Source organism: Mesorhizobium sp. P160927 (assembly GCF_057766385.1).
Genome location: NZ_JBYMDW010000001.1, coordinates 4,182,894 through 4,200,415, shown reverse-complemented (window position 1 = coordinate 4,200,415; position 17,522 = coordinate 4,182,894). Strand labels below are relative to the sequence as shown.

Genomic DNA, 17,522 nt, shown 5'->3' with positions numbered 1-17,522 from the left:
TGCTTGAAAGGCCGCCTCCAGTCTGCCAGAAGGGCCGCTTGACCTGGAAGTTTAGCGGGACGAAGCCATGAAGGCGTTTTTCGTGCAGATCAAATGCGAGCTGGGCAAATCCTATGAGGTTGCCAGCGCGCTTGCCGACGCCGAGATCGCCTCGGAAATCTACTCCACCGCCGGCAACTACGATCTGCTCGCCAAATTCTATGTCGACGACGAAGAAGACGTCGGCCATTTCGTCAACGAGAAGGTGCAGATTCTCCCCGGCATCAAGGACACGTTCACCGTCGTCACCTTCCGCGCTTTCTAACAGTGCGAGGCAGTTGCCCGGCCACGAGGCAAAGGCTGATCAAGCCTGTATTTGGGCTGCCTTAATTTTAGGCAGCCGCAACATACTGATCGTCCGCTTCCCCCAAATCACCGATTGCGCTTGATTTTCTCCCACGACGCCAGTGAAATGGCCTCACAGGGGAGTATGCGATTGGCAGCGTTCGATGAAATGCTTCCGGAAGTCTCCGGATTGAGAAGACCGTATTCGGCTTACGATCACTGGCTGAAGGAGCAGGATCCAGCCCGGCTTACCGAGAAGATGCAGGACGCCGAGCGCGTTTTTCGCAAGACGGGCATTACCTTCGCCGTCTATGGCGAACAGGAAGCCTCCGAACGGCTGATCCCGTTCGACATCGTCCCTCGCATCATTTCCGGCAATGAGTGGCGGCGCCTGACGCAAGGCATCGAGCAGCGCGTACAGGCGCTGAACGCCTTCCTCGACGACATCTACCATCGCCAGGAAATCCTGCGCGCCGGCCGCGTTCCAAGGGATCTCATCGCCAGGAACGAGGCCTTCCTCCCGGAGATGATCGGCGTGCGGCCGCCGGCCGGCGTCTATACCCACATTATCGGCGTCGACATCGTTCGCATCAGCGAGGACGAGTTCTACGTTCTGGAAGACAATGCGCGCACGCCGTCCGGTGTCTCCTACATGCTGGAGAACCGTGAAACGATGATGCAGCTGTTCCCCGAGCTGTTCCAGAAGATTAAGGTGCGGCCAGTGGAGAACTACCCGCAGCTGCTGCGCCAGTCGCTGGCGGCCGTGCGGCCGCAGAACACCAAGGGTGCCCCGACCATCGCGGTGCTGACGCCGGGCAGTTTCAATTCCGCCTATTTCGAACACGCTTTCCTTGCCGACCAGATGGGTGTGCAGCTTGTGGAGGGCCAGGACCTGCGCGTCGTCGACGGCCATGTCGCGATGCGCACCACTGAAGGCTACAAGCAGATCGACGTGCTTTACCGCCGCGTCGACGATTCTTTCCTCGATCCGCTGACCTTCAGGCCGGATTCAGCGCTTGGCATACCCGGCATCATGGACGTCTACCGAGCCGGCAATATCACCATCGCCAATGCGCCTGGCACGGGTATAGCCGACGACAAGGCGATCTATTCGTATATGCCGGAGATCGTCGAGTTCTACACCGGCCGCAAGGCGATCCTCGGCAATATCCCGACCTGGCGCTGTTCGGAGCCGGACAGCCTGAAATATGTGCTCGAGCACATCCACGAACTGGTCATCAAGGAAGTGCATGGTTCCGGCGGCTACGGCATGCTGGTCGGCCCGGCGGCGACCAAGATGGAATGTCAGGATTTCGCCAAGAAGCTGCAGGCCAAACCGTCTAATTACATCGCCCAGCCGACGCTCGCGCTCTCGACCTGTCCGATCCTGACTGAAAAGGGGCTGGCGCCGCGCCACGTCGATCTCAGGCCCTACGTACTCGTCTCGGATCGCATCCAGATCGTGCCCGGCGGGCTGACGCGCGTCGCGCTGAAGGAAGGCTCACTGGTGGTGAACTCATCCCAGGGCGGCGGGACGAAAGATACCTGGGTACTGGATGATTGAGCTGAGTCAGTAGTCAGTAGTCGGTAGTCAGTAGTCAGTAGTGAAGCAGAGGGAAATAAATGCCACATTCCATTGGGATTCAATCGCTTTCTACTTCCTATTCACTATTTCTTATTCACTAGCCCGAAGGGCCTCACATGCTTCTCGGCCGCACCGCGAACGGGCTCTACTGGATGAACCGCTATATCGAGCGGGCGGAAAACATGGCGCGGCTGGTCGACGCCGGGTTGCGCATGGCGCTCACCCGCACCCAGAGCGCGTCGGAGGAGTGGAATTCGGTGCTGCTCAGCGCCGGCTCCGACATCACCTTCAAGCAGAAATACCCGGACTATACCGCGGCCAATGTCTCTGATTTCCTCTTGCGCGACACGTCGAACCCATCGAGCACGATGTCGTCGATCGAGACCGCCCGCAACAATGCGCGCATGGTGCGCACCGCGCTGACGCGCGAGACGTGGGAGAGCATCAACGAAGCCTGGATGGCGCTGAAACGGATGCTGGCGCGGCCGATCGACGAGCGCGACCTGCCCAACGTGCTCGACGCGATCAAGCGCGAGACCGCGCTGATCCGCGGCTCGTTTTACGGCACCATGCTGCGCAACGAGATCTTCGATTTCTCGCAGCTCGGCACCTATGTCGAGCGCGCCGACAACACCGCGCGCATCCTCGACGTGAAATACTACGTGCTGTTGCCGTCGATCTCCTGGGTCGGCTCGACGCTCGACAACTACCAGTGGGAATCGATCCTGCGCTCGGTGTCGGCGCATCGCTCGTATCGCTGGGTTTATGATGCCGACTACAAGCCGACCAACATCGCCGACTACCTGATCCTCAACGTCCGCATGCCGCGATCGCTGACCTTCTGCTATCGCTTCCTGGCAGAGCATCTGAAGTTCCTGGGTGACGACTATGGCAAGCGCCATGCCTGCCATGCGACGGCGGAAAAGACGCAGGCAATGCTGCAAGCAGGATCGATCAAGGACATATTCGACGCCGGACTGCACGAGTTCCTGGCAGGGTTCATTCGCGACAACACCAAGCTCGGCGACGAGATCGCGCAGGATTACAGGTTTAATTGAGCATGATGCCGGGAAGTGGATATCGTTTTTCGCTAGAGATCGTGCACGCGAACGGAAGATGGCCATGCGGCTGAAAATCACGCACCGGACCGAATACCGCTACGATGCACCGGTGCAGTATTTGCTCCAGAGGCTGCGGCTGCTTCCGGTGAGCGGGCCGACTCAGACCGTGCTGTCCTGGGCGCTGAAGGTCGAGGGTGCGCGCGAGGAAGTGCGATTTACCGACCATTACGGCAACGACAACAGGCTGTTGAGCGTCGAGGGTGACCACGACTTCATCACTGTCGAAGCGTCGGGCGAGGTGGTGACGCGCGATACATCGGGTGTTTGCGGGCCTCATCAAGGCTTCGCGCCACTCTGGTTGTTCGCGCAGGAGACCGCTTTGACCACCATAGGCGGCGGCATCCGTGATCTTACCGAGGCAGTCGGCAAGGGCACCGACCTTGACAGGCTGCACCGGCTGATGGCCGCCATTGGCGAGCGCGTCGCCTACACGCCGGGAACAACCAATGCGACGACCTCGGCCGAGGAAGCTTTGGTACTGAAAACCGGAGTCTGCCAGGACCATAGCCACATCTTTGCCGCCGCCGCGCGCGCCATGGGATTTCCGGCCCGCTATGTCAGCGGCTATCTGATGATGGATGCGGTGGAGCAGGCGGCAAGCCACGCGTGGGCCGAAGCGCATGTCGCGGGCCTCGGCTGGGTTGCCTTCGATCCCGCCAACGGTATTTCTCCCGACGAACGTTATGTGAAGGTGGCCACCGGTCGCGACTACCGTGACGCTTCGCCGGTGTCGGGAATTCGACTGGGACAGGCGGAAGAACTGCTTGCGGTCACCGTCACGGTAGAGCAGTAATCCCCCAGGGATTACCGCCTTAAGAGATTCCATGACCTATTGCGTCGGCCTCAAGATCGATCGCGGACTCGTGTTCATGTCGGACACGCGTACCAATGCCGGCATGGATTCGATCTCGACCTTCAAGAAGATGCATGTCTGGGAACAGCCGGGCGAGCGCGTCATCGTGCTGATGTCGGCCGGCAACCTGGCGACCACACAGGCCGTGGTCAGCCTGCTCGACGAACGCACCAAGGCGGTGACCGACCGCCATGAGAAGCTGCTCGAGACGCCATCCATGTATCAGACGGTGCGGCTGCTCGGCGACACGGTGAAGGAAGTGATCGCGCAATCGTCGCCCGCCGGCGAGAAGGCAGATTCCTATTTCAATGCCTCCTTCATCCTCGGCGGGCAGATCAAGGGCAGCCCGCCACGCCTGTTCATGATCTACCCCGAAGGCAATTTCATCGAGTCGACCGAGGACACGCCGTTCTTCCAGATCGGAGAGACCAAGTACGGCAAGCCGATCATCATTCGCGCCTACGAAAAGACGATGAGCCTGGCCGAGACGGTGAAACTGCTTCTGGTGTCGTTCGATTCGACGCTGAAGTCGAACCTGTCGGTCGGCCTGCCGCTCGATCTGCTTTTCCTGGAGCAGGACGCCTTTCAGGTCGGCCTTAAAAAGCGGATCGGCCAGGACGACCAGTATTACCGCACGATCTCCGATGGATGGTCGAATGCGCTGAAGACGGCCTTCGCCAGCCTGCCGGATTTTCCTGGCTAGTCCGCAAATCTCGCCGCCCGTCGGCGACTTCAAATGTTTCACGTGGTGACTAATATCCGATCTTGAGGAGCCGGGGGGCTACCACCGGCAGCGAATGATCATGTCGGGAGGACAAGATGAACAATGACGATTTCCGGCAATGGTCGCAACGCGCCGCCGATTGGGGCGCCGACTACCGCAACAATTTGCGTGAGCGGCCGGTGCGGCCGCTGATCGAGCCGGGCGACATTTACAGGAGCATCGAGGCGTCGCCGCCCGAAGACGCGGAGTCGATGGACAGGATTTTCGCCGATTTCCAAGAGAAGATCGTGCCGGGGATGACGCATTGGCAGCACCCGCGCTTCTTCGCCTATTTCCCGGCCAACGCGGCGCCGGTCTCGGTGGTGGCTGAATATCTGGTGTCGGCGATGGCAGCGCAATGCATGCTCTGGCAGACCTCGCCGGCGGCGACCGAGCTTGAAATGCGGACCGTCGACTGGATGCGCCAGGCGCTCGGCCTGCCGGAAGGATTCTCCGGCGTTATCCAGGATTCGGCCTCGTCGGCGACACTCAACGCGGTATTGACCATGCGCGAGCGGGCGCTGGACTGGCAAGGCAACAAAAAAGGATTGGCCGGGCAGGGGCGGTTGCGCATCTATTCCTCCGACCAGGTGCACACTTCGATCGATCGGGCGATCTGGGTGTCAGGCATAGGCGAGGACAATCTCGTGCGCATTCCGGTCGCCGGCCGTTTTCGCGCCATGGATGCGACCGCACTCGAGGCGGCAATCGTCGCCGACCGCGCGGCCGGCATGTTGCCCGCCGGCATCATCGCCAGCGTCGGCGGCACCAGCACCGGGGGCACGGACGATATTGCAGCCGTTGCGGCGGTCGCCGGTCGGCATGGGCTCTACCTGCATGTCGATGCCGCCTGGGCCGGGTCGGCGATGATCTGTCCGGAGTACCGGCATTTTTGGGCTGGCGCCGAGCTGGCGGATTCCATCGTCTTCAACCCCCACAAATGGCTGGGCGCGCAATTCGACTGCTCGATGCAGTTCATTCGCCGGCCCGAGGACCTCGTTCGCACGCTGGCCATCAAGCCCGAATTCCTCAAGACACACGGCCGCGACGGCATCATCAACTATTCCGAATGGTCGGTGCCGCTTGGTCGGCGCTTCCGGGCGCTGAAGCTTTGGTTTCTGTTGCGCGCGCATGGACTGGAAAACCTGCGAACCATGATTCGCAACCATGTCGCCTGGAGCGAGGGCCTTGCCGCACGGCTGGCAAGGGAGGTGGATTTCGAGATCGTCACCGAGCCGATGCTGTCGCTGTTTTCGTTCCGGCACAAGGCTGCCTCGGCCGCCGATGCCGACGAGCACAATCTGCGGCTCGTCAACGCGATCAACGATGATGGCCGCATCTACCTGACGCAAACGAAGGTCGATGGGAAGGTGGCGATCCGCTTCCAGGTCGGCCAGTTCGACGCGACGGCGGGAGACGTCGATGCCGCTTTCACCGCCATTACCGAAATTGCGCGTGCCACGGCCTGAAAAGACGGCATGAAGGTCGCGCGGAGGGTTCACCCGTACAATCATCAGATTTCGTTAGCCGGCTTGCACCTTTTCATCGGTTTCGTTTTCTATTATAAGCAAGAAAAACGAAAACGGGAGCTTGCCTTATGTATCTGTCGCCGCGCCATGCCGAGATCATCCAGATGGCCAAGGACAACGGCCGCGTGCTGGTTGATGACCTGGCTACGCATTTCAACGTGACGCCGCAGACCATACGCAAGGACCTCAACGATTTGTGCGACCAGCGGCTGCTTTCGCGCGTCCATGGGGGGGCATTGTTCCCGTCTGGTATCGAGAACATGGAGTATGAAGCCAGGCGCAAGATCGCGGCCGACGAGAAGGAAGCGATAGGCCGCGCGGCGGCCAGGTTGATTCCCGACAACGCCTCGCTGTTCATCAACATCGGCACCACAACAGAGGCAGTCAGCAAGGCGCTACTCGATCATGACGGCCTGATGGTCATCACCAATAACATCAATGTTGCCAATAGGATGCGCGTCTATCCCTCGATCGAGGTGGTGATTGCGGGCGGAGTGGTGCGCGGCTCCGACGGGGGTGTTGTCGGCGAGGCGGCGGTCGATTTCATTAGGCAGTTCAAGGTCGACTACGCTGTCATCGGCGCCTCGGCTATCGATCATGATGGGGCGCTGCTCGATTTTGATTTCCGCGAGGTGAAGGTGGCGCAAGCGATCATCGCCAATGCCAGGCACGTCATTCTGGTTTCCGACCAGACCAAGTTCGAACGCACGGCGCCTGTGCGTATCGGCCATCTGTCGCAGGTCAACACCTTCATCACTGATCGCTGCGACATCCCGTCCGTGCGCAAGATCTGCCAGGAGGCCGAGGTTCAGCTCATCGAGACGTCGCTTGGCTGACGCAATTCACGGTCTTCTCAAAGGCGCGCGATATTTCGTTTGACATTCGTTATGAGTTCGAAATAATCCCTCCACGGTTTCGCATAAGAGCAAAAATGGTGCAATGCGAAATCGTGGAGGAGTTAGGTGGACACATCTTCAGTCCAGGACATTTTCGTCATTGGTGGCGGCATCAACGGCTGCGGCATCGCCCGTGATGCCGTGGGACGCGGGTTCTCGGTCTTTCTCGCCGAAATGAACGATCTCGCCAGCGGAACCTCATCCGGTTCGACCAAGCTGATACATGGCGGGTTGCGCTATCTCGAATTTTATGAATTCCGCCTGGTGCGCGAGGCGCTGATGGAGCGTGAGGTTCTGTGGAAGAACGCTCCGCACATAATCTGGCCGATGCGCTTCGTGCTGCCCTATGCCAAGGGTCTGCGCCCGGCCTGGCTGATCCGGCTCGGCCTTTTCCTCTACGACCACATCGGCGGGCGCAAGTTGCTGCCAGCGACCAGGACGCTCGACATGGCAAGCGATCCGGCAGGTAAGCCTTTGAAGCCGCTGTTCAAAAAGGCTTTCGAATATTCGGATGGCTGGGTCAACGATGCGCGGCTGGTGGCGCTGAATGCACGTGACGCCGCTGACCGGGGCGCAACGATCCGCACTCGCACCCAAGTGGTTGGAGCGCGCCGCGAGGGCGGAATCTGGGCGATAAAGATCGAGGACCTGCAGACCGGCGAGACCGAAGAGGTCAAGGCACGGTTGCTGGTCAATGCGGCGGGTCCATGGGTCGACCACGTGCTGTCCGGCGTTGTTGGCCTCAACGACGTGCACAATGTCCGCCTCGTGCAGGGCAGCCACATCGTTATCGCCAAGAAGTTCGACGACCCGCGCGCCTATTTCTTCCAGAACAAGGATGGTCGCATCATCTTCGCCATCCCCTACGAGGACGAGTTCACGCTGATCGGTACCACCGACCAGGACTATCCCGGCGATCCGCATGATGTGAAGATCAGCGACACCGAGATCGACTATCTCTGTGCCGCGGCCAGCGAATATTTCGCGGTTCCCGTCAAGCGTTCCGACATCGTCTGGACCTATTCGGCCGTGCGTCCGCTCTACGACGACGGCGCCTCCAAGGCGCAGGAAGCGACACGTGACTATGTGCTGAAGGCGGATGGCGGCGAGGGCGCCGCGCCGCTGGTCAACGCGTTTGGCGGCAAGATCACCACCTACCGCCGGCTGTCGGAATCGATGCTGGAGAAGATCGAAGGTTTTCTCGGCAAGCGCGGCAAGCCGTGGACATCAGATGCGCCGCTGCCGGGCGGCGATTTTCCTGCCACGGGTTTCGATGCGCAGGTGGCGAAGCTGAAAAGCGCCTATCCTTTCCTCGACCAGCGCTTGGCGCGCCGGCTGACGAGGCTCTACGGCACGCGCGCGCAGATGCTGCTTGGCTTGGCCAAGTCGATTGCCGATCTCGGCCGCAATTTCGGTGGCGATCTCCACGAGGCCGAGGTGCGCTATCTCGTTGAAAACGAATGGGCTGTCACGGCGGAAGACGTGCTGTGGCGGCGGACCAAGCGCGGCCTGCATCTTAACCGCGAGCAGGTCGCGGCACTCGATGAATTCATGCGCGGCATAAGCCGGCAGCACGTCGCGGCCGCCGAATGAAGAGGGTTTTGAGCTGATGCGGAAAGCCTGGGAGGAGGCGTCATGCTGGAACTGAGGAACGTCACCAAGACGGTCGGTGCGGTCGAGCACATCCGGGACGTGTCGCTGACGCTTCAGCACGGCTCGCTCAACGTTTTGCTTGGGCCCACGCTTTCGGGCAAGACCAGCCTGATGCGGCTGATGGCCGGCCTCGATGTGCCGACCTCCGGCTCGGTCTGGTTCGACGGCCGGAATGTCACCGGCACGCCTGTGCAGAAGCGCAAGATCGCCATGGTCTACCAGCAGTTCATCAATTATCCGGCGATGACGGTCTATGACAACATCGCCTCACCCCTCAAGGTGGCCGGCGTCGAGCAGGGCAAGATCGACAGCCAGGTGCGCGAAGCGGCGGCACTCCTCAAACTGACCCCTTATCTCGACCGCACGCCGCTCAGTCTGTCGGGCGGGCAGCAGCAGCGCACCGCGCTGGCGCGCGCCATCGTCAAGAATGCCAGCCTTGTGCTGCTCGACGAACCGCTTGCAAATCTCGACTACAAATTACGCGAGGAGTTGCGAGCCGAACTGCCGAGGATATTTGCGGCCGCCGGCACCATCTTCGTCTATGCCACCACCGAGCCGCATGAGGCCCTGCTGCTCGGCGGCAATACGGCAACACTGTCGGAAGGCCGCATCACCCAGTTCGGGCCGACCATCGACGTATTCCGCAAACCGGTCGACCTGGTGACGGCGAGGACCTTCGCCGATCCGCCGCTCAACACCATCGTGCTGGCCAAGAAGGGGGCGGATTTTCTGCTTGAGGGCGGCGTCAAGCTGCCGGTGCCCGCTGACCTCGTCGGCATCGCCGATGCGAACTATACGGTCGGCTTCCAGCCGCACCATCTTTCGCTCGACCGGCCCGATGCCTCCGCGGTGCCGGTGCGGGCGAAGGTCACCATCACGGAAATCACCGGATCCGAAAGCTTCATCCATCTCGACTTTGCCGATGTGCGCTGGGTGATGTTGACCCACGGCATCAGGGATTTCGAGACAGACGCGGTGGTCGAAGTGTTCATCGATCCGCGTCACATCATGGTCTTCGACGAGCACGGCCGCGCCGTGACCGCGGCGAAGCTGGCGGCGTAGGAGGACGATATGGCGCGTATCGACGTCAACCATGTCAGGCATTCCTATCTGCCGAACCCGCGCAAGGATGCCGATTTCGCGCTGCGCGAAGTGCATCACACTTTCGAGGATGGTGGTGCCTATGCGCTGCTCGGACCGTCCGGCTGCGGCAAGACCACGCTGCTCAACATCATTTCGGGCCTGCTGCATCCCTCGCACGGCCAGTTGCTGTTCAACGGCAGGGACGTGACCAATCTGTCGACGCAGGAACGCAATATCGCGCAGGTTTTCCAGTTCCCGGTGATCTACGACACCATGACCGTCTACGACAATCTGGCATTCCCGCTGCGCAATCGCGGCGTGCCGGAGGCAGATGTCGACCGCAAGGTTCGCGAGACGCTGGAGATGATCGACCTCGCTTCCTGGGCGAACAAGAAGGCCAGGGGCCTGACCGCCGACCAGAAGCAGAAGATCTCGCTCGGCCGTGGGCTGGTGCGCTCGGACGTGAACGCCATCCTGTTCGACGAACCGCTGACCGTCATCGACCCGCACATGAAATGGGTGCTGCGCTCGCAATTGAAACAGCTGCATCGCCGCTTCGGCTACACGATGGTCTATGTCACGCACGACCAGACCGAGGCGCTGACCTTCGCCGACCAGGTCGTGGTCATGTATGATGGCGGCATCGTGCAGATCGGCACGCCGGCAGAGCTGTTCGAGCGGCCGCGCCATACTTTTGTCGGTTATTTCATCGGCTCGCCGGGCATGAACGTCATGCCTGTGGCGATCGACGGCAAGACGGCGACCCTCGGCTCGCAGCGTATCGAACTGCCGGGCGCGCCGAAGGCGGCCCCCGGCGCCGTCGAGCTTGGCATCCGTCCGGAATATGTTCGACTCGGCCGCGACGGCATGGCTGTTTCAATCACCAAGGTCGAGGATGTCGGCCGCCACAAGGTGGTGCGTGCCAAGCTCGAGGGCCGGGAGATCGCGGCGGTGATCGGCGAGGACGAGACGGTGCCGGCCGAACCGAAGGTGCGGTTCGATCCGGCCGGCATCAACATTTATGCCGATTCCTGGCGTGTCGAGATGGGGGCATAGATGGACAAGACCTGGAACAACAAGGCCTGGTTCCTCGTGCTGCCGGTGCTGGTGCTGGTAGCCTTCACCGCCGTCATCCCGCTGATGACGGTCGTGAACTATTCGGTGCAGGACACGTTCGGCAACAATGTCTTCACCTGGGCCGGCACCGAATGGTTCGAGGAACTGCTTTCATCCAGCCGCTTCTGGGAAGCGATGGTCCGCAACCTGATCTTTTCTTTCATCATCCTGGCAATAGAGGTGCCGCTCGGCATTTTCATCGCGCTCAACATGCCGAAGAAGGGCTGGGGCGTGCCGGTCTGCCTGGTGCTGATGTCGCTGCCGCTGCTGATCCCGTGGAACGTTGTCGGCACCATCTGGCAGGTGTTCGGTCGCAACGACATCGGGCTGTTGGGCTATTACCTCAATGCGCTCGGCATCGACTACAATTACGTGCAAGATCCGTTCGATGCCTGGGTGACCATCATCGTCATGGATGTCTGGCACTGGACCAGCCTTGTCGTGCTGCTCTGCTACGCCGGCCTGGTCTCGATCCCCGATGCCTTCTACCAGGCGGCAAAGATCGACGGGGCCTCGCGCTGGGCGGTATTCCGCTACATCCAGCTGCCGAAAATGCAGCGCGTGCTTTTGATCGCCGTGCTGCTGCGCTTCATGGACAGTTTCATGATCTACACCGAACCGTTCGTCGTCACCGGCGGCGGGCCGGGCAACTCGACGACCTTCCTGTCGATCGACCTCGTCAAGACGGCGCTCGGCCAATTCGACCTTGGCCCGGCGGCCGCCATGTCGCTGGTCTACTTCCTCATCATCCTGTTGTTGTCATGGGTGTTCTACACCGTGATGACCAATTACGACGCGGAGCGCTGAAATGGCTGGCGCCAATGAACGAACCGAGCGCAATGTGATGAACCGGACCGCCTCGGAAAGTCTGGCCGGTACGCTGTCGCAGAGCGATCTCGACAGGCGCATGCGCCGGCGCGGCGAGGAATCACGCTGGTGGTGGATCGTGCCGACGCTCTACATCATCGTACTTTTGCTGCCGATCTACTGGCTCATCAATATGAGCTTCAAGACCAATGCCGAGATCGTCAACTCGATGACGCTCTACCCGCACACACCGACAATCGCCAACTACGTCACCATCTTCACCGAGAAGGCCTGGTACTCCGGCTACATCAACTCGATCACCTATGTTGTCATGAACATGGTGATTTCGGTATCGGTGGCGCTGCCGGCGGCCTATGCCTTTTCGCGCTACCGCTTCCTTGGCGACAAGCATCTGTTCTTCTGGCTGCTGACCAACCGCATGGCGCCGCCGGCGGTGTTCGCACTGCCGTTCTTCCAACTCTACTCGGCCTTCGGGCTGATCGACACGCATATCGCGGTGGCGCTGGCGCATTGCCTGTTCAACGTTCCGCTGGCGGTGTGGATTCTCGAGGGCTTCATGTCGGGCGTGCCGAAGGAGATCGACGAGACCGCCTATATCGACGGCTATTCCTTCCCGCGCTTCTTCGTAAAGATCTTCATGCCGCTGATCGCGAGCGGCATCGGTGTGGCCTGCTTCTTCTGCTTCATGTTCTCGTGGGTCGAATTGCTGATCGCACGCACGCTGACCACCACCGACGCCAAGCCGATCGCCGCCACCATGACGCGTACGGTATCGGCCTCGGGCATGGATTGGGGCCTGCTCGCCGCCGCCGGCGTGCTGACGCTGATCCCCGGCGCGCTCGTCATCTGGTTCGTGCGAAATTATATCGCCAAGGGCTTTGCCCTGGGGAGGGTGTAACATGAACCTCGACTTCTCCTGGATGGCATGGACCTGGCCGACGGCCGCGTTCTTCACCGTCATAGCGCTGCTTTTGCTTGGCATGGGCGTCTGGGAATACGCCTCGCCGGGCGGCAATCCGCGCGTCGGCATCCTGCGCTTCGAGACGACGCGCGGCGATCGTCTTTTCCTGTCGCTGCTCGGCAGCGCCTTTATCCATCTCACTTGGCTGGGTCTAGTCGGACCCAACCTGTGGTGGGCTCTCGCTCTCTCCGTGGTCTACGCCATCGGCGTGTTCCGCTACGTATAGAGGGGGAAACTGTTGGAGCGGTCGCGTGCCGGTGGCCGCTCCAGATCGTACTTGAAACATTTTAACTGTGGAGGAACACATGCGACGGCAATTTTTAACATCGACGACGGCCCTTGTCCTATTGCTCGGGGCCGGTAATGCCTATGCCGGGATGGATGAAGCAAAAGCCTTTCTCGACAAGGAGATAGGCCCGCTCTCGACGCTTTCCCGCGCCGACCAGGAAAAGCAAATGCAGTGGTTCATCGACGCGGCCAAGCCCTTCGCCGGCATGGAAATCAAAGTCGTGTCTGAAACCTTGACCACCCACCAGTACGAGTCTCAGGTGCTGGCGCCGGCCTTTACCGCCATCACCGGCATCAAGGTCACGCATGACGTCATTCAGGAAGGCGACGTCGTCGAGAAGATCCAGACCCAGATGCAAACCGGCCAGAACATCTATGACGGCTGGGTCAACGATTCCGATCTGATCGGCACCCACTGGCGTTACCAGCAGGTGCGCAACCTGACCGACTGGATGGCGGGCGAAGGCAAGGACGTTACCGATCCGATGCTCGACGTCGACGATTTCGTCGGCACGAAGTTCACCACCGCGCCAGACAAGAAGCTCTACCAACTGCCCGACCAGCAGTTCGCGAACCTCTACTGGTTCCGCTACGACTGGTTCAACGATGAGAAGAACAAGGCCGATTTCAAGGCCAAGTACGGCTACGATCTCGGCGTGCCGGTCAACTGGTCGGCCTATGAGGACATCGCCGAATTCTTCACTGGCCGCGACGTCAACGGCAAGAAAGTCTATGGCCACATGGACTACGGCAAGAAGGATCCGTCGCTCGGCTGGCGGTTCACCGACGCCTGGCTGTCGATGGCCGGCAATGGCGACAAGGGCCTGCCGAACGGCGTGCCGGTCGACGAATGGGGTATCAAGGTCGATGCGAATTCACGGCCTGTCGGCTCGTGCACCGCGCGCGGCGGCGACACCAATGGACCAGCATCGGTTTATGCCATCCAGAAGTATCTCGATTGGCTGAAGGCCTATGCGCCGCCGGAAGCCCAGGGCATGACCTTCTCCGAGTCCGGCCCCGTGCCCTCGCAAGGCAATGTCGCCCAGCAGATCTTCTGGTACACAGCGTTCACCGCCGACATGGTCAAGCCCGGCCTGCCGGTCATGAACGACGACGGTACGCCGAAGTGGCGCATGGCGCCGTCTCCGCACGGCTCCTACTGGAAGGACGGCATGAAGCTCGGCTATCAGGACGTCGGCTCCTGGACTCTGATGAAGTCGACGCCGACCGACCGCGCCAAGGCCGCCTGGCTTTATGCCCAGTTCGTCACCTCGAAGACCGTCGATGTGAAGAAGAGTCAGGTTGGCCTGACCTTCATTCGCGACTCCACCATCCATGACAAGAGCTTCACCGAACGTGCGCCGAAGCTCGGCGGTCTGATCGAGTTCTATCGCTCGCCGGCCCGTGTGCAGTGGACGCCGACCGGTACCAACGTGCCGGACTATCCGAAGCTGGCGCAGCTCTGGTGGCAGAACATCGGTGACGCATCGTCTGGTGCCAAGACACCGCAGGAAGCCATGGATTCGCTCTGCGCCGATCAGGAAAAAGTGATGGCACGTATCGAGAAATCCGGTGTCCAGGGCGACATCGGACCGAAGATGGCCGAGGAGCATGACCTTGCCTACTGGAACGCCGATGCGGTCAAGGGCGGCAATCTGGCGCCTCAGCTGAAGCTCGAGAAGGAGAAGGACAAGCCGATCACCGTCAACTACGACGAGCTGGTGAAGAGCTGGCAGAAGTAAATTCTGGTGCTGGCGTTCGCGCCGGCGTCATAATGATCGGGGAGGCGGCATCTTGCCGTCTCCCCTGTTCGTATAAGCTGCTTACCGGGAGGGAGAATGACCGGATATATCCTTGCGATCGACCAGGGTACGACATCGAGCCGGGCGATCCTGTTCGACAGCTCGATGAAGGTCGCGGGCAGCGGGCAGAAGGAATTCACCCAGCACTATCCGGCCTCAGGCTGGGTTGAACACGATCCGGAGGAGATCTGGTCGAGCGTCGTTGAGACTGTGAAGGCCGCGCTGAAGAATGCCCGCCGCGACGCTTCGGATGTGGCTGCGATCGGCATCACCAACCAGCGCGAGACGGTCGTCATCTGGGACAAAGTGACCGGCAAACCGATCCACAACGCCATTGTCTGGCAGGACCGCCGCACCGCACCCCTATGCCAGAAGCTCAGGAAGCAGGGGCTCGAGAAGAAATTCACCCGCAAGACCGGCTTGCTGGTCGATCCCTATTTCTCCGGCACCAAGATCGCCTGGATGCTGGACAAGGTGAAGGGCGCGAGGAAGCGTGCCGAGAGGGGCGAGCTGCTCGCCGGCACCATCGACAGCTTTTTGATCTGGCGGCTGACCGGTGGCAAGGTTCACGCCACCGATGCCACCAACGCTTCGCGCACGCTGGTCTACAACATCGCGGAGAATGCCTGGGACGAGGAGCTGCTGGCCATCCTGCGTATCCCCGCCGCGATACTGCCCGAAGTCAAGGATTGCGCCGATGATTATGGAACCACTGAGAAAAACCTGTTTGGCGCCGAAATCAGAATCCTCGGCGTTGCCGGAGACCAGCATGCAGCAACGATTGGCCAGGCCTGTTTCGAACCGGGCATGATGAAATCGACCTATGGCACCGGCTGTTTTGCGCTGCTCAACACCGGCAGCGACCTAGTGCGGTCGAAGAACCGGCTCTTGGCCACCATTGCCTATCGGCTGAATGGCAAGACCACCTATGCGCTGGAAGGCTCGATCTTCATCGCTGGGGCTGCCGTGCAATGGCTGCGCGACGGCATCAAGGTGATTGGCAAGGCCGAGCAGAGCGGCAAGCTGGCGGCGGAGGCCGATCCGACGCAAAACGTCTATCTGGTGCCGGCCTTTGTCGGGCTTGGTGCGCCGCACTGGGACGCGGACGCGAGAGGGGCGATTTTCGGTCTGACGCGCAATTCCAGCCCGGCCGAGTTTGCCCGTGCGGCTTTGGAATCCGTTGCCTACCAGACCCGCGACCTGCTCGACGCCATGCACAAGGATTGGAAGGGCGCCAAGGCAAAGACGGTGCTCAGGGTTGATGGCGGCATGGTGGCATCGGACTGGACCATGCAGCGCCTGGCCGACATTCTCGACGCGCCGGTCGACCGGCCGACAATTCTGGAGACGACCGCGCTGGGGGCGGCGTGGCTCGCTGGTTCGAAGGCGGGCGTATGGCCGAAGATCGGGGAGTTCGCGAAAAGCTGGGCGCTTGAGCGACGGTTCAAGCCGCAGATGGACGCCTCCGTGCGCACCGCCAAGCTTGCTGGGTGGCGCGATGCTGTGCGCAGGACGCTGAGCATGCCATAACACGAGCGCGACTCGGTGAGGAGGAGGGCACATGCAGCCGGACTGGTATCCCGCATGGCGTGACGATGCTTTCAAACAGCTCGTCGCCAAGAATGCCCAGTTGGAGAAAGATTTCCGCCTCGGCCACTGGCCACGCTATGATTACGATCTGACGGCCGGAAAGCTGCTCTTCTCGGAGCAAGGGATCGTCAAGGTGGTCACGGAGGTTCAGGTCGCGGGCTCGACGAGCGCCAAGGCCGGCTACTGGCTTTGGGCCTGGGCCAATTCGAATATGCCTGGTGAACTGCTTGAGGATGCAAAACGCGTTCGATCCTTCGGAGAGGACAACGGCATCGACGAACTTGCTCACCCTTATGTAACGGATGCCGGCGATGATCTTGAAGCGCTCGGTTGGGAACTGGCCGGGACGATGGTTCGAGTTTGCGAGGCCCTCGGCGCCTATCGTTCCCTGCGGGGTGCAGGTGGAGGGCTCTATCTGATCTTGAAAAGTATAAAGTGGGCTAGCTGATGCAGGGCCTTCGGTTCGCTGTGTACGAGTTCAAAAAAATGCATCGCAAAAAGCCCGCGCTTTGCGGCGCGGGCTTCAAAGGATTGGCGAATTCCGCCAACCAGATCAGTAAGGCGAACGGCACTCCCGACGAGGACCATTGTTCGGCTGGAAGGTGTTGTCGGAAGCGCGGTAGCTCCGATAATGATCGTAGCACCACTGAACGTGCGAATTGCCTTCATAGACGCGGTTGTTCTCGTTGTTGACAATCGCGCCGGTGATCAGCGCGCCAGTCGCGAAGGCGGCCAGCGGGAACCAGTAGTCGCCATGACGGCGATAGCCGCGGCGATATTCACGATAGCCGCGATGGCCATTCCAATACATGTCACCGTTGCGGCTGAAGCTTCGATTGCGCGAGAAATTGCGATCGAAAGAGCGGTTTCTCCTCCACTCCCGGTACTGCACCGTCTGAACATCCGGCGTTGCCGCCTGGGAGAGTGGCACATAGTTGGGCTGGGCGTTGACCGGCACCACCTCCGCCGCGACGAATGTGGCCGAAAGGGTGGCGGCAAGCAGGCCTGTCGTAATTCTATTCATTGGTATTCTCCTCGAGGGTTTGCGAACGTCCCTTTGGCGAAAAACGATAGTGCGTCCGATTTGTTCCCCCTGCTGGCCTCCATGGCCGGACTGAACCAAAACCGCC

17 protein-coding genes are annotated in these 17,522 nt (G+C 60.7%); 16 read left to right on the top strand and 1 reads right to left on the bottom strand.

All coding sequences use genetic code 11. The features are described from left to right. The first annotated feature begins 67 nt into the window (after positions 1-67). The 16 genes from AC3CB8_RS20545 to AC3CB8_RS20470 all read left to right on the top strand — a co-directional run bounded on the left by AC3CB8_RS20545 (position 68) and on the right by AC3CB8_RS20470 (position 16,840). Complete coding sequence (locus AC3CB8_RS20545) at positions 68-304, top strand: Lrp/AsnC family transcriptional regulator (RefSeq protein WP_010909609.1); 237 nt, start codon at positions 68-70, stop codon at positions 302-304. Positions 305-475: 171 nt separating this feature from the next. Then, positions 476-1,888, top strand: coding sequence for a circularly permuted type 2 ATP-grasp protein (locus tag AC3CB8_RS20540; RefSeq protein WP_023773866.1), 1,413 nt, complete (start codon positions 476-478; stop codon positions 1,886-1,888). Positions 1,889-2,025: 137 nt separating this feature from the next. Next, positions 2,026-2,967: an alpha-E domain-containing protein gene (locus AC3CB8_RS20535; protein ID WP_023773865.1), complete on the top strand. Its 942-nt coding sequence runs from the start codon at positions 2,026-2,028 to the stop codon at positions 2,965-2,967. A 64-nt stretch (positions 2,968-3,031) separates the two neighbouring features. Continuing rightward, entirely contained in the window at positions 3,032-3,823 is a 792-nt protein-coding gene (locus tag AC3CB8_RS20530) for a transglutaminase family protein (protein ID WP_023773864.1), read from the top strand. A gap of 31 nt (positions 3,824-3,854) precedes the next feature. Then, positions 3,855-4,586: a proteasome-type protease gene (locus AC3CB8_RS20525; RefSeq protein ID WP_023773863.1), complete on the top strand. Its 732-nt coding sequence runs from the start codon at positions 3,855-3,857 to the stop codon at positions 4,584-4,586. 116 nt (positions 4,587-4,702) lie between these two features. Next, on the top strand, positions 4,703-6,115 hold the full coding sequence (locus tag AC3CB8_RS20520) for a pyridoxal phosphate-dependent decarboxylase family protein (protein WP_352565326.1): 1,413 nt from the start codon (positions 4,703-4,705) through the stop codon (positions 6,113-6,115). Positions 6,116-6,243: 128 nt separating this feature from the next. Then, positions 6,244-7,011, top strand: a complete 768-nt coding sequence (locus AC3CB8_RS20515; protein ID WP_023773861.1) for a DeoR/GlpR family DNA-binding transcription regulator — start codon at positions 6,244-6,246, stop codon at positions 7,009-7,011. Between the two features lie 126 nt (positions 7,012-7,137). After that, the gene (glpD, locus tag AC3CB8_RS20510) at positions 7,138-8,664 is read left to right on the top strand and encodes a glycerol-3-phosphate dehydrogenase (RefSeq protein ID WP_023773860.1); all 1,527 of its coding nucleotides are present in this window, start codon (positions 7,138-7,140) and stop codon (positions 8,662-8,664) included. Positions 8,665-8,706: 42 nt separating this feature from the next. Then, a complete protein-coding gene (locus tag AC3CB8_RS20505) occupies positions 8,707-9,786 on the top strand; it encodes an ABC transporter ATP-binding protein (RefSeq protein ID WP_352549379.1) in 1,080 nt (359 codons plus the stop codon). 9 nt (positions 9,787-9,795) lie between these two features. Further along, entirely contained in the window at positions 9,796-10,863 is a 1,068-nt protein-coding gene (locus tag AC3CB8_RS20500) for an ABC transporter ATP-binding protein (RefSeq protein WP_352565328.1), read from the top strand. Next, positions 10,864-11,730, top strand: coding sequence for a carbohydrate ABC transporter permease (locus AC3CB8_RS20495; RefSeq protein ID WP_015317735.1), 867 nt, complete (start codon positions 10,864-10,866; stop codon positions 11,728-11,730). A 100-nt stretch (positions 11,731-11,830) separates the two neighbouring features. Then, a complete protein-coding gene (locus AC3CB8_RS20490) occupies positions 11,831-12,649 on the top strand; it encodes a carbohydrate ABC transporter permease (RefSeq protein ID WP_435053050.1) in 819 nt (272 codons plus the stop codon). A gap of 1 nt (position 12,650) precedes the next feature. Continuing rightward, positions 12,651-12,938, top strand: a complete 288-nt coding sequence (locus AC3CB8_RS20485; RefSeq protein ID WP_352565330.1) for a DUF2160 domain-containing protein — start codon at positions 12,651-12,653, stop codon at positions 12,936-12,938. Between the two features lie 79 nt (positions 12,939-13,017). Further along, positions 13,018-14,742 carry an ABC transporter substrate-binding protein gene (locus AC3CB8_RS20480; RefSeq protein WP_023773855.1) on the top strand — a complete coding sequence of 575 codons (1,725 nt, stop codon included), beginning with the start codon at positions 13,018-13,020 and terminating at the stop codon, positions 14,740-14,742. A gap of 96 nt (positions 14,743-14,838) precedes the next feature. Further along, complete coding sequence (gene glpK, locus AC3CB8_RS20475; RefSeq protein WP_352565332.1) at positions 14,839-16,332, top strand: glycerol kinase GlpK; 1,494 nt, start codon at positions 14,839-14,841, stop codon at positions 16,330-16,332. Between the two features lie 31 nt (positions 16,333-16,363). After that, on the top strand, positions 16,364-16,840 hold the full coding sequence (locus AC3CB8_RS20470) for a DUF6882 domain-containing protein (protein ID WP_352565334.1): 477 nt from the start codon (positions 16,364-16,366) through the stop codon (positions 16,838-16,840). 105 nt (positions 16,841-16,945) lie between these two features. Here the strand turns inward: AC3CB8_RS20470 and AC3CB8_RS20465 are convergent, their stop codons facing one another. After that, positions 16,946-17,416: a BA14K family protein gene (locus AC3CB8_RS20465; protein WP_023773852.1), complete on the bottom strand. Its 471-nt coding sequence runs from the start codon at positions 17,414-17,416 to the stop codon at positions 16,946-16,948. Positions 17,417-17,522 lie beyond the last annotated feature (106 nt).

Excerpts from the sequence above, each read along its gene's own strand:
- AC3CB8_RS20545 (WP_010909609.1), top strand. The coding sequence starts at position 68 with ATGAAGGCGTTTTTCGTGCAGATCAAATGCGAGCTGGGCAAATCCTAT.
- AC3CB8_RS20535 (WP_023773865.1), top strand. The coding sequence starts at position 2,026 with ATGCTTCTCGGCCGCACCGCGAACGGGCTCTACTGGATGAACCGCTAT.
- AC3CB8_RS20530 (WP_023773864.1), top strand. The coding sequence starts at position 3,032 with ATGCGGCTGAAAATCACGCACCGGACCGAATACCGCTACGATGCACCG.
- AC3CB8_RS20525 (WP_023773863.1), top strand. The coding sequence starts at position 3,855 with ATGACCTATTGCGTCGGCCTCAAGATCGATCGCGGACTCGTGTTCATG.
- AC3CB8_RS20520 (WP_352565326.1), top strand. The coding sequence starts at position 4,703 with ATGAACAATGACGATTTCCGGCAATGGTCGCAACGCGCCGCCGATTGG.
- AC3CB8_RS20515 (WP_023773861.1), top strand. The coding sequence starts at position 6,244 with ATGTATCTGTCGCCGCGCCATGCCGAGATCATCCAGATGGCCAAGGAC.
- AC3CB8_RS20505 (WP_352549379.1), top strand. The coding sequence starts at position 8,707 with ATGCTGGAACTGAGGAACGTCACCAAGACGGTCGGTGCGGTCGAGCAC.
- AC3CB8_RS20500 (WP_352565328.1), top strand. The coding sequence starts at position 9,796 with ATGGCGCGTATCGACGTCAACCATGTCAGGCATTCCTATCTGCCGAAC.
- AC3CB8_RS20495 (WP_015317735.1), top strand. The coding sequence starts at position 10,864 with ATGGACAAGACCTGGAACAACAAGGCCTGGTTCCTCGTGCTGCCGGTG.
- AC3CB8_RS20490 (WP_435053050.1), top strand. The coding sequence starts at position 11,831 with ATGCGCCGGCGCGGCGAGGAATCACGCTGGTGGTGGATCGTGCCGACG.
- AC3CB8_RS20485 (WP_352565330.1), top strand. The coding sequence starts at position 12,651 with ATGAACCTCGACTTCTCCTGGATGGCATGGACCTGGCCGACGGCCGCG.
- AC3CB8_RS20480 (WP_023773855.1), top strand. The coding sequence starts at position 13,018 with ATGCGACGGCAATTTTTAACATCGACGACGGCCCTTGTCCTATTGCTC.
- glpK (WP_352565332.1), top strand. The coding sequence starts at position 14,839 with ATGACCGGATATATCCTTGCGATCGACCAGGGTACGACATCGAGCCGG.
- AC3CB8_RS20470 (WP_352565334.1), top strand. The coding sequence starts at position 16,364 with ATGCAGCCGGACTGGTATCCCGCATGGCGTGACGATGCTTTCAAACAG.
- AC3CB8_RS20465 (WP_023773852.1), bottom strand. The coding sequence starts at position 17,416 with ATGAATAGAATTACGACAGGCCTGCTTGCCGCCACCCTTTCGGCCACA.